Source organism: Halomonas sp. BM-2019 (assembly GCF_017584085.1).
The window spans coordinates 3,615,128-3,626,698 of sequence record NZ_CP071922.1 but is presented as its reverse complement, the minus strand read 5'-3'; the positions used below and the strand labels follow the sequence as shown (position 1 = coordinate 3,626,698).

Genomic DNA, 11,571 nt, shown 5'->3' with positions numbered 1-11,571 from the left:
CACCCCCACCGAGCGCACGCCGGCCCGCGCCGCCGGCCCGGGCCGGTCGGGCGACAGCGCCAGGATGCCGTGGCCCAGGCGGCGAAAGTGCCCGCCGGGGAGCCGCCCCTGCTCGGGGAACTCGGCCTCCTCGATGCTGCGGGTCAGCCACGCGCTCAGCATGGTCTCAGCCCTCCTCGCGCAGGGAGTAGTCGGCGGTGACGCAGTCCTGGCCGTGCTCGAAGGAATGGGCGAGCCGGAGCAGGCGGGACATGGGGGACTCCTTGGCGTGGCGGCGCCCGCGTGGGATGGCCGTGACCTTGGCAGGATGGGGAAGGGGGCGGCACCAGGCTAGACTGACCGCCAGCCCAGCGCCGCCATCTCGATAGTCACTATGATGCCCTCGCCGCCGGGGGCGGGGAAAGCCTGATCGTACGCCTGCAGGCGGCCTTCCGTGCCGCCGGATGCGACCCGGACCGCCTGACCCTGGACGAGATCGCCGGCATCGACCAGCTGCACCTGGGGGGGCGGGCCGCCAGCCGCTCCCTGGCGGCGCTGGGGGAACTGCGTCCGGGGGAGAGGATACTGGACGTGGGCTGCGGCACCGGTGGGGCGAGCCGGCTGCTGGCCGCGGAGTACGGCTGCACGGTCGTTGGCGTGGATATCACCGCCGCTTTCGTGTCGGCGGCCGAGCGGCTCAGTGTCGCCACGGGACTCGCTGAACAGAACCGCTTCCTGTGCGCTGACGCCGCCCGCATCCCGCTGGCCGGGGGCGCCTTCGATGTGATCTGGTGCCAGCATGCGCTGATGAACATGTCGCACCTGCCGGCGGTGCTGGCGGAGTGGCGCCGCCTGCTCGCCCCCGGCGGCCGGGTGCTGCTCCACGAGGTGGTGGCCGGCGACAACCCCGAGCCCCTGGCGCTGCCGGTGCCCTGGGCGCGTACGGCGGCCACCAGCCATCTCAAGCGCCGCGAGGCCCTGGAGGTGAGCCTGGCCGCGGCGGGGTTCGGGCCGGTGTGCGTGCACGACGTGACCGAGACGGCCCTGGCCTGGCGCCAGAAGCACGGCCGCCGCGAGGCGGGCGACGCGCCGGCCCGGCGGCTGCCGGGGCCGGCGCTGATCTTCGGCGAGGAGTTTGTCGAGATGGGGCGCAACCTGGCCGGCAATCTGGCCGCCGGCCGGGTGCGCATCCTCGAAGGGGTGTGGCGCCGCACCGACTGAGTCACGGGCCGCCGCGGGTCAAGGGCTGGCCGCCCAGCGGCGAAGACTCAACTTTCGGATGGTTGGACCGCGCGGACCTGCCGCCGGCCGCGCACCAGATAGCTGAGCGGGTGCAGCACCAGCCAGGCGGCGATGGCCAGGCCCACCACGGCGCCGATCATCGCCACCCAATCGAAGGCGGTGGCCACGTACCTCAGCTGGGAGTGGGTAAAGGCGGGGATCCACCAGAGCCCCGAGAGGCCGACCGCCAGCGCCGCCAGGTTGGCGCCCAGGCAGCGATAGCGCAGCGTGCGGTAGCCGCGCAGCCTCGCCACCAGCTGGACGACGACCAGCAGGCCCACGCCGCCCAGGATCAGCCACAGGAAGGGGGCCAGGGCGTACATCAGGATGGTGAGAGTACCTTGAAGCGTCATGATCGTCTCTCCTCAGGCCTGGCCTTCCAGCACGGCGTAGTAGGCAGGCTGCAGCATGCGATCCTTCATCACCCAGGCGGCCCAGGACTCGTCCCGCGGGTCGATGAAGGGGAAGGAGGGCAGGAAGCCGAAGTCGTTGTCGTAGCCGAACTCCACCAGCATCGCCTTGCCGATGCCGGTGATCATCGGGCAGGAGGTGTAGCCGTTGTGACGGGCCGGCAGCGGCTGCTCCTGCAGGTGGGCCAGCAGGTTGGCCTCTACCACCGGGGCCTGGGCCTTGACGCTGGCGGCGGTCTTGTTGATGGGGGCGCCGATCACGTCGCCGATGCCGAACACCTCCGGGTAGCGGTGGTGCTGCAGGGTGTGGATGTCCACATCCAGCCACTCGCCGCGGAAGGGGCCGTCCCGGGCGATCAGGTCGCTGGCCTTGACGAAGTCCGGGGCGCTCATGGGCGGCACCACGTGGATGAAGTCGTAGTCGGCGATCACCCGGCGCTCGCCCTCCCGGGAGAACTCCGCCTCGCGCAGCTCATGGTGGGAGGTAAACTCGCTCTCCGGGCCGACGAAGGTGAACTCGGCCTGCTGCGCGCCGGGGTCGATGGCGGAGAGCCGGTAGTGGTGACGGCGGGTGACGCCCTGGTCGTCGAAGCGCTGCTTGACGAAGTCGTTGATCCACGGCTGGCTGAACAGCGCCGCCCCGGGAGCCAGATACTCGACCTGGAAATCATCCCGGCGGCCGGTGGCCTCCAGGCGCGACAGGGTGGTGAAGGTCATCTTCAGCGGGGCGCCGGCGCACTTCACCGGGGTGGGGGCGGCGGTGAAGAGCCCCTTGCCGCCGCCCTTTGCGATCCAGGCGTCGATGGCGTCGCGGGTGCGGGTGGCGCCTTCGATGCTGGCGTAGACGCTGCCGATGCCGTGGCGGCCGACCAGCTCCGGCGACATGCCGTCGATCAGGTGATAGTTGAGCTGCAGGCCGGTGGCCACCACCAGGACGTCATACTCCAGCACGCTGGCATCGGCCAGCGAGACCCGGCGCTGCTCGGCGTCGATGCCCACCGCGGGCTGTCGTGCCCAGGTCACGCCGGTGGGCACGAAGTTGGCGTTGGGGCGCAGGGTCTTCTCCGGGCGCCAGACGCCGGAGGCCACCAGGGTCCAGCCCGGCTGATAGTGGTGAGTCTCGCGAGGCTCCACCAGGGTGATACGGGCGCCATCGAGCCGGTTGGAGAGGCGGTTGGCCATGGCCATGCCGGCGGCGCCCCCCCCGAGGATGACGATGCGGGCACGGGTGGAAAGGGTTCTGGCCTGGAGGCCGCCCAGGGGCAGCAGGCCGGCGGCGCCGGCGCCCAGCCCCAGCTTCAGGAGCTGACGCCGATCCAGGTGGAGAGGTGAGGGAGAAGAGTGTGGCATGGCAGTGACTCCTGCGCGGGGGCATAGCGCTATTATTGTTATTATATGCTTATAACCTATTCGCCTTTGGTAGCGGCCACGGCCGATCTGGCGTGACGTCTTGACGCAGGTCAAGTGGATGTCGCCGATATCGGAGGGATGAGAACAGCATAGGAGCCTGGCTCGACCCGCAGGATGATCGAGATCAGGAACCGGCAGGAAAGCGGATGGCCACTGCCCGGGGCGGTGGCCATGGGGGATCGGCTTGGGGTCAGAGGCGCGCGGCGATGGCGCGGCCCAGCGTCTCGGTGGTGCCGGTCCCGCCCACGTCGGGGGTGAGCACGCCCTTGTCACCCTCGGCCAGCACCGCCTCGAAGGCACCGACGATGGCGTCTGCGGCCTCCTGGTGGCCCAGGTGCTCGAGCATCATGGCGGCGGACCAGATCTGGCCGATGGGGTTGGCGATGCCGCGCCCGGCGATGTCCGGGGCGCTGCCGTGTACCGGCTCGAAGAGGCTCGGGAAGGTGCCCTCGGGGTTGATGTTGGCCGAGGGTGCCACGCCGATGGTGCCGGTGCAGGCCGGCCCCAGGTCGGAGAGGATGTCGCCGAAGAGGTTGCTGGCCACCACCACGTCGAACCAGTCCGGGTGCATCACGAAGTTGGCGGTGAGGATGTCGATATGGAACTGGTCCACGGCCACGTCCGGATAGCGCTTGCCCATCTCGGCCACGCGCTCGTCCCACCAGGGCATGGTGATGGCGATGCCGTTTGACTTGGTGGCCGAGGTGAGCTTCTTCCGGGGCCGGCTCTGGGCCAGCTCATAGGCGAACTTGAGCACCCGGTCGGTGCCGTGGCGGCTCATCACCGTCTCCTGGATCACCACCTCCCGCTCGGTGCCCTCGAACATCCTGCCGCCGACGCTGGAGTACTCCCCCTCGGTGTTCTCGCGCACCACGTAGAAGTCGATGTCGCCGGGCTGCCGGTCCGCCAGGGGGCTTCGGATGCCCGGCAGCAGCCGGCAGGGGCGCAGGTTGACGTACTGGTCGAAGCGACGGCGAAACTGCAGCAGCGAACCCCACAGCGAGACGTGGTCGGGCACCGTTTCGGGCCAGCCCACGGCGCCGTAGAAGAGGGCATCGAATCCCTTCAGGGTCTCGAACCAGTCGTCGGGCAGCATCTGGCCGTGCTCGGCGTAGTAGTCGCAGCTGGCGAAGTCGAAGGGTTGCAGTTCCAGGTCGATGCCGAAGCGGGCGGCGGCGGCCTCGAGGACGCGCACGCCCTCGGGCATCACCTCCTTGCCGATGCCGTCGCCGGGGATTACCGCGATGCGCTGGGTCATGGTCTCTCTCCTCAGGTTGGTTCCTGTTGTCGGGTCTGGGAACAGTCTAGCCCCTGACAGCGGAGAGATAATCGGGATAAGATGCAAACCATTGTTGAGCAAAAGTGGAGAATGACATGGCCTCGCTCGATGACCTGGCCTTCTTCCAGCGCCTGGCCCGGGCCGGCAGCCTCACCGCCACCGCCCGGGAGCTTGGCCTGTCGCTCTCGGCGGTCAGCAAGCGACTCAAGCAGCTCGAGGCGCGCCTGGGGGTGAGCCTGGCCAGCCGCACCACCCGCCGTCTCACCCTCACCCCGGAGGGAGAGCGCTACCTGCTGAAGGGGACGGCGATCCTCGAGGAGCTGGCCGAGCTGGAGGAGGCGCTGGGGGCCCAGCGCGCCGAGCTATCGGGCCCGCTCAAGATCAATGCCACCTTCGGTTTCGGGCGGCGCCACGTGGCGCCGCTGCTGTCGCGCTTCTGCGCCAGGCACCCGGGGGTCGAGGGGGCGCTGGAGCTGACCAATTTTCCGCTGAGCCTGGGCGACCTGGGGGTGGACCTCGCCATCCGGGTGGGGGAACCGCCCGACTCCCGCCTGGTGGCGCGACGGATCCTCGCCAATCGCCGGGTGCTGTGTGCCGCCCCCGCCCATGTGGCCTCCATGCCGCGGCTCGAGAACCCGGCGGACCTGGCCGGTCACGCCTGCCTGGTGCTGCGCGAGAACGACAGCGACTATGCGGTGTGGCGCTTCCGGCGTCGCGATGGCGGGGAGGAGCAGGCGGTGAAGGTCTCGGGCCCCCTGGCCAGCAACGATGGTGAGGTGATCGTGGGCCTGGCGCTGGCGGGGCATGGCGTCATGCTGCGCTCCTGGTGGGACGTGCACCCGCTGCTGGCCCGGGGAGAGCTGGTCGAGCTGCTGCCCGAGTGGCAGGGGGTGGCGGCGGACTTCCACGCGGTCTACCGCCAGGCGCGCCATGTGCCGGGGCGCATCCGTGCCTTCGTCGAGCTGCTGCAGCGGGAGCTGCCGTGCCGGGTGGCGGCCTTGCCCGAGTGAGGGCTCAGTGCCGCTCGTGGTGACCCGGGGCGGGGCGCTCTCCGAACCCGGGCGGCAGCCGGGCCAGGGTCTCCTGGCGGAAGTAGCGGCTCAGCAGGTCATGGAGTGCCGGATAGGCGTCATGCAAGAGGTCCGGGGCGGTGAAGAAGGCCTCGCAGCACACCGCGAAGCACTCGCCCGGGTGGGTGGCGGCGTAGTCGTCGATGGGCGTCTCCTCGCCGCGCGCAAGCCGCGCCTGGAGGTCCTCCCAGACGCCCATGAACACTCGGTGCCACTCTCGCGGGTCGATATCGGCGGGCAGCGGCGGGAAGCCGTCCACGTCCAGGGAGTTGCCCATGTCGAGCTTGTGGGCGAATTCGTGGATCAGCACGTTGAAGCCCGAGAAGTCGCCGCTCTCCATGAGGTCGGGGAAGGCCACCACCACCGGCCCCTGGTAGGAGGTCTCGCCGGCGCGCTCGTCGTCGTACTCGTGCATCACGCCGAACTCGTCCATCTCCTCCACCCGCCGCTGGAAGGCGTCGGGCAGGATCAGCACCTCGTGGACATTGGCGAAGGCCTCTCGGTGCTCGTCGTCGCGCCAGCCCAGGGTCAGCAGGCAGGCCTGGGCGGCGAGGGCAAGCCTGGCGGGCAGGTCGAAGGGGGTGGTCTCGGCGAGCGCCGGGTGCAGGCTGACGCGCTTGGCGTGGAGGAAGCGCCAGGCGCGCTCCCCCAGCGCCGCCGCCTCGGCCTCACCCAGGGCGGCGAGCAGCGGCAGCCGTGCCCGGGCCTCGGCCCAGGCGGCCTCCGGGAAGGGGTGACGGGCGGCGAAGCGCGCCTCCCGCCAGCGTTTCAGGTGCCCCAGCATCGGCTCTCCTCGGCTCTGCTCAGCTCTCGTCCAGGTCCGCCCCGGATGGCCGGCCCCCGGACTTCCAGGACCAGTCGCGCCAGCGCAGGTCGAAGAGGTCCTTGCGGCGGTCCTTGAGGTTGGTCACCGAGCCCTCGTTGCGCACCATGGTCAGCCGTGTCAGGTCCAGGTCCGAGAAGAAGATCATCTCGGTATTGGGGGTCGTCTCGTTGAGCACGGCGTCGTGGGGGAAGGCGAAGTCCGAGGGCGAGAAGACCGACGACTGGGCGTACTGGATGTCGAGGTTCTCGATGGCGGGCACGTTGCCCACGCTGCCGCACAGCACCACGTAGCACTCGTTCTCGATGGCCCGGGCCTGGGCACAGTGGCGCACCCGCAGGTAGCCGTTCTTGGTGTCGGTCCAGAAGGGCACGAAGAGGATGTCCATGTCCTGTTCGGCCAGCAGCCGCGGCAGCTCCGGGAACTCCACGTCGTAGCAGATCAGGATGCCGACCCGGCCGGCGTCGGTATCGAACACCTGCAGGTCGTCGCCGCCCTCGATCACCCAGTCGCGGCGCTCCTGGGGGGTGATGTGCAGCTTGGCCTGGCTCTCGATCTCGCCGTCGCGGTGGCAGAGGTAGCTGATGTTGTAGAGGCGGTCGTCCTCGCCCACCTCGATCATCGAGCCCGCCACGATGTTGATGTTGTAGGAGACCGCCATGCGCGACAGCTCGGCCTTGAACCGCTCGGTGAAGCTGGCTAGGAAGCGGATGGCGGCGACCTGGTCCTGCTGGGCGGCGCGATCCTGCAGGCCCATCAGCGGGGCGTTGAAGAGCTCCGGGAAGACCGCGAAGTCGCTCTTGTAGCCGGAGAGGGCATCGACGAAGTACTCCACCTGCTGCAGCACCGCCTCCACGGAGTCGAACTCGCGCATCTGCCACTGCACGGCGCCGATGCGCACCTGGGTCTTGCGGGTGTCGAGCACCAGCTCGGCGGGCTCATAGAGGAAGTTGTTCCACTCCAGCAGGGTGGCGAAGCCCTGGGACTTCTCGTCCTCGGGCAGGTAGTCGCGGAGCAGGCGCTTGACCTGGAAGTCGTTGGCCAGCTGGAAGGAGAGGATGGGGTCGTGGATCTCCTTGCGGGCCACCCGGTCGATGTACTGGGTGGGGGAGAGCGTCTCGGCGTGCTGGTGGTACTGGGGGATGCGCCCGCCGGCCAGTATCGCCCGCAGGTTCAGCGAGCGGCACAGCTCCTTGCGGGCGTCGTAGAGGCGCCGGCCCAGCCGGTAGCCGCGATACTCCGGATGGATCAGCACGTCCAGCCCGTACATGGCGTCGCCGTCCGGGGCGTCGAGGATCACCTCGCGCTTGCCGATCAGGTCGTCGTACTTGTGGGGGTTGGTGAACTCGTCGTAGTCGACCCGGGCGGTCAGCGCCATGCCCACCAGCCGGCCGTCGTCCTCGATGGCGAGCTGGCCGTCCGGAAACGACGTGATCAGGGTCTCGATGGTGTGCTGCGACCAGGCGCCGCCGATGTCATGGTAGACGGCATCCATCAGCGTCTCGAGCTGGGGATAGTCCTCGGGCGTCAGGTTGCGAAGCGACAGGTGCAGGTCGTCGAGGGACATGGCGCATCCTTTTATCGGTCAGAGGCGGTCGGTCAGGGGACGGACCTCGAGTCTAGCATGTGCGATCCGGGCCGTTCTGTGCCGTCGCGGGGCGCGGTCGCGCCAGCGGCCGGGTCAGCGTCTGGGCCATGATCACCCCGCAAAGCACCAGGGCGCCGCCGACGAAGTGGAAGAGCGCGATCCGCTCGCCGAGGGCGGCCATGGCGATGATGGCGCTGAACAGCGGCATCAGGTTGATGAAGATGCTCGCCTGGCTGGCGCCGATCCGGCGGATCGCCAGCATCCACAGGTAGGTGGTGATGATCGAAGCGGGGATGCCGGCATACAGGATCAGGCCGACGTTGCCGGCGTCCACCGGCGTCATGGGGCCCAACAGCCAGGGGGGGAGCAGGAAGAGCACGGCGAAGATCACCTGGGCGTAGAGCAGGATCCAGGGCGGCAGGTCGATCGGCCAGCGCTTGAGCATCACCCCGTAGAGGGCGTAGCAGGTGGCGGCCACCACCATCAGCAGGTCGCCCTTGGCCACCGTCAGTTCCAGCAGCGAGAGCGGGTTGCCACGGCCCAGCAGGATGGCGACGCCCACCAGCGCCAGCACCCCGCCGGCCACGCCGCCGAGGCTGGGCGCCTCGCGCAGGATCAGGGCGCTGAGCAGCACCGTGAGCAGCGGCACCATGGCGGCCAGGATGCCCATGTTGGTGGCGCTGGTGGTCTCGGCGGCCACGTAGGCGAGCCCCTGCCAGAGCCCCATGCCGAGCAGGCCCAGCACGGCGAGCCGGGGCCACTCGCGGCGAATCGTCGCGCGGTGCTTCCAGGCCGCCGGGGCCAGGAAGGGGGTGAGCACGGCCAGCGCCAGCACCCAGCGCAGGAAGGCGATGCTGGAGGGCGCGATGGCACCCACGGTCAGCTGGTTGATGGTCATGTTGCCCGACCAGATCAGCACGGCGCCCAGCGGCGGCAGGAAGTAGACCAGCGGCATGGTGTCCTCGGTACGTTGAAACGTCGCCTCTCGATGCCGGAGGCTAGGAGAGGGGCAATGGTAAGCTGATGAGGACCGACATCCCACCCGAGGAGGTCTGCCATGAGCGAACCGAGCGATCCGTCAGCCCATGCCGCTGGCAGCGACATGGAGACCGACTATGTCGTCGGCCAGGACAACATCGAGGGGCAGCTGGGCCCCTTCGGCTTCGATATCCACAACCGCGTCTTCGTCGTCTCGGCGCTGGCCTCGCTGGTGTTCATCGTCCTGACCCTGCTGTTTCCGGAGCGGGCAGGGGCCCTGTTCCAGGCCATGGTCGGCTTCGCGACCGGTACCCTCGACTGGTACTTCATCAGCGTGGTGAACGTCTTCATCCTGTTCTGCGTGGTGATGGTGGTGTCGCCCTACGGCAAGGTCAGGCTCGGCGGCCCCGACGCCACCCCGGACTACGGCTATCTCTCCTGGTTTGCCATGCTGTTTGCGGCCGGTATCGGCATCGGGTTGCTGTTCTTCGGGGTGCTGGAGCCGGTCTACCACGCCAACGTCTCCCTGCCGCTGGGGGTCGCCTCGCCGTTCGACGCCGACGGCGAGCTCGTCCCTGAGGCCATTGCCGATGCCACGGCGATGGGGCTTGCCGGCACCTATCTTCACTGGGGGATCCACGGCTGGGCCGTCTATGCGGTGATGGCGCTGGCGCTGGCGCTCTTCACCTACAACAAGGGGCTGCCCTTCTCCATTCGCTCGGCGTTCTTCCCGATTCTGGGGGACCGGGTCTGGGGCTGGTGGGGGCATGTGATCGATATCCTGGCGGTCTTCTCCACCCTCTTCGGCCTGGCGACGTCGCTGGGCCTCGGCGCCCAGCAGGCCAACGCCGGCATGAACTTCGTCTTCGGCCTGGAGGTCAGCACCAACTTCCAGGTCGTGATCATCCTGCTGGTGACGGCGGTGGCGTTGGTCTCGGTATGGCGCGGCCTCGAGGGGGGCGTGAAGCGGCTCTCCGAGCTCAACATGATCGTCGCCGTGCTGTTCTTCTTCTTCGTGCTCCTGGCCGGCCCGACCCTGGTGGCCCTGAGCGGTTTCTGGACGGGCATGGTGACCTATGTGAAGGAGGTCGTGCCGCTGTCGATGCCCGTCGGGCGCGATGACGACGCCTACCGCCAGGCATGGACGGTGTTTTACTGGGCCTGGTGGGTCAGCTGGGCGCCCTTTGTCGGCATGTTCATCGCCCGGGTCTCCCGCGGGCGGACGGTGCGCGAGTTCGTGAGCTGCGTGCTGATCATTCCCAGCCTGTTCATCTTCATCTGGATGGGGGTCTTCGGTGCCACCGCCCTCGACCAGCTCTACGCCAGCCCCGAGACCAGCCTGGTCAAGGAGTACGTGATAGACAGCTACAGCCCCGAGCTGTCGCTGTTCGGCATGCTCAACGAGCTGCCGCTGACCGGGCTGATGGCGACCATCGCCATCGTGCTGGCGCTGGTCTTCTTCGTCACCTCGTCGGATTCCGGTTCCCTGGTGATCGATACCATCACCGCCGGTGGCAAGATCGATGCACCCAGGGTCCAGCGGATGTTCTGGGCGACCATCGAGGGGCTCATCGCCATCGTGCTGCTGATCGGCGGCGGACTCTCGGCGCTCCAGGCCGGGGTGACGGCGACGGCGATTCCGTTCTCCATCGTGATGCTGCTGATGTGCTACAGCATCATCAAGGCGCTGAACGGGGAGCTGAAACGCCGTTAGCCTGGGAGCGACCGCCAGCGCCAGGCCGGGCCCCTGCCCGCTGATCAGGCGCGCTGGCGGTCGACGATCACCTCGTCCATGGAGGCCACCTCCAGCTTGTTGCACAGGTGGTCGCGAAGGATCTGGCCGAGACGCTTGCCGTCGCGCTGCTCGAGGGCCGTGATCATCGTCTCGTGGTCCTCCACCGCCTGGCGCCAGAAGGCCTGGGTCATCTGCTTGGAGTAGCGCACGCGCTTCACCCGCTGGCTCAGGTTGTTGTACATCTCCAGCAGCACCTCGTTGCCCGAGGCGTTGAGCAGGCTCTCGTGGATGCGCTGATTGATCTGGAAATACTCCGCCAACTCGCGATTGCGATAGTGCACCAGCATCTGCTCGTGGAGCGCCGCGATCCGCTCGATCTCCTCATCCTCGATGTATTGACAGGCCAACTCGCCGGCCAAGCCCTCCAGGGCTGCCATCAGGTCGTAGGTGTCCTTGACCATCTTGTAGGTCAGCTGCTTGACCCGGGCACCACGGTTGGGCGGCAGTTCCACCAGGCCCTCCGACGCGAGGACCATGAGGGCCTCGCGCAGGGGTGTGCGGGAGACGCCGAAGGCCTCGCACAGCTCGCGTTCGGGAATGCGCTCGCCCGAGGCGAGCTCTCCCTGTTCGATCATGTCGCGGACCCGGTCGGCGACCTCCCGGTAGAGGTTGCGTTGCTGGATCTTGCCCATCTTCATTCTCCTCCCTGTGCGGTGAACGGCGCGAGCCGGTCGCGTGTCCGATGTCGGCTCGGGCCCCCGGCCTGATCTCATCCCGCCCGAGCCGCGGCGCGCTTGTCATCCTCCCGCAAGCCAGCCAGGGAGCGTTGTGATTCTGCATAAACTCACTATGCATTCAATATCCCGGGAGTGGCAATGCGCATCCGGTATGCCGGCATCAAGGCCGCCGGCCTGGCCGGGGGGCTCGAGACCAACGCAGGCCCTTCGCACCTTGACACCTCCGGAAGAGGGGGCTAGCTTCAATATCGTGCGCATAACATATATATAATTCATTATTG

Annotated in this window: 10 protein-coding genes and 1 pseudogene; 3 read left to right on the top strand and 8 right to left on the bottom strand. The window is 68.4% G+C overall.

What is annotated here, in order from left to right; genetic code table 11:
• Nucleotides 1–162: pseudogene (locus J5F18_RS17955) on the bottom strand (succinylglutamate desuccinylase); the annotation flags it as partial.
• Between the two features lie 243 nt (nt 163–405).
• Here J5F18_RS17955 and J5F18_RS17950 point away from each other — a divergent pair.
• The gene (locus tag J5F18_RS17950; protein WP_346302264.1) at nt 406–1,200 is read left to right on the top strand and encodes a methyltransferase domain-containing protein; all 795 of its coding nucleotides are present in this window, start codon (nt 406–408) and stop codon (nt 1,198–1,200) included.
• A 47-nt stretch (nt 1,201–1,247) separates the two neighbouring features.
• Here J5F18_RS17950 and J5F18_RS17945 read toward each other — a convergent pair whose 3' ends face one another.
• The 3 genes from J5F18_RS17945 to J5F18_RS17935 all read right to left on the bottom strand — a co-directional run bounded on the left by J5F18_RS17945 (nt 1,248) and on the right by J5F18_RS17935 (nt 4,338).
• Entirely contained in the window at nt 1,248–1,613 is a 366-nt protein-coding gene (locus J5F18_RS17945) for a hypothetical protein (protein ID WP_346299896.1), read from the bottom strand.
• A 12-nt stretch (nt 1,614–1,625) separates the two neighbouring features.
• Nucleotides 1,626–3,020, bottom strand: coding sequence for an FAD/NAD(P)-binding oxidoreductase (locus J5F18_RS17940; protein WP_346299895.1), 1,395 nt, complete (start codon nt 3,018–3,020; stop codon nt 1,626–1,628).
• A 250-nt stretch (nt 3,021–3,270) separates the two neighbouring features.
• Nucleotides 3,271–4,338, bottom strand: coding sequence for a tartrate dehydrogenase (locus tag J5F18_RS17935; protein WP_346299894.1), 1,068 nt, complete (start codon nt 4,336–4,338; stop codon nt 3,271–3,273).
• A gap of 116 nt (nt 4,339–4,454) precedes the next feature.
• Here J5F18_RS17935 and J5F18_RS17930 point away from each other — a divergent pair, with 116 nt between their 5' ends.
• Complete coding sequence (locus J5F18_RS17930) at nt 4,455–5,369, top strand: LysR family transcriptional regulator (protein ID WP_346299893.1); 915 nt, start codon at nt 4,455–4,457, stop codon at nt 5,367–5,369.
• A gap of 4 nt (nt 5,370–5,373) precedes the next feature.
• On the opposite strand, the gene J5F18_RS17925 is transcribed toward J5F18_RS17930, so the two are convergent.
• From J5F18_RS17925 to J5F18_RS17915, 3 genes are read right to left on the bottom strand one after another with little or no spacing between them, the layout of a single operon-like run.
• On the bottom strand, nt 5,374–6,213 hold the full coding sequence (locus J5F18_RS17925) for a M90 family metallopeptidase (protein ID WP_346299892.1): 840 nt from the start codon (nt 6,211–6,213) through the stop codon (nt 5,374–5,376).
• Nucleotides 6,214–6,232: 19 nt separating this feature from the next.
• Nucleotides 6,233–7,819: a bifunctional GNAT family N-acetyltransferase/carbon-nitrogen hydrolase family protein gene (locus tag J5F18_RS17920; protein WP_346299891.1), complete on the bottom strand. Its 1,587-nt coding sequence runs from the start codon at nt 7,817–7,819 to the stop codon at nt 6,233–6,235.
• Nucleotides 7,820–7,871: 52 nt separating this feature from the next.
• Nucleotides 7,872–8,795 (bottom strand): DMT family transporter, encoded by a 924-nt coding sequence (locus J5F18_RS17915; RefSeq protein WP_346299890.1) that lies wholly within the window; start codon nt 8,793–8,795, stop codon nt 7,872–7,874.
• A gap of 102 nt (nt 8,796–8,897) precedes the next feature.
• Here J5F18_RS17915 and J5F18_RS17910 point away from each other — a divergent pair, with 102 nt between their 5' ends.
• Nucleotides 8,898–10,532 carry a BCCT family transporter gene (locus J5F18_RS17910; protein WP_346299889.1) on the top strand — a complete coding sequence of 545 codons (1,635 nt, stop codon included), beginning with the start codon at nt 8,898–8,900 and terminating at the stop codon, nt 10,530–10,532.
• A gap of 44 nt (nt 10,533–10,576) precedes the next feature.
• Here the strand turns inward: J5F18_RS17910 and J5F18_RS17905 are convergent, their stop codons facing one another.
• Entirely contained in the window at nt 10,577–11,245 is a 669-nt protein-coding gene (locus tag J5F18_RS17905) for a GntR family transcriptional regulator (protein ID WP_346299888.1), read from the bottom strand.
• Nucleotides 11,246–11,571 lie beyond the last annotated feature (326 nt).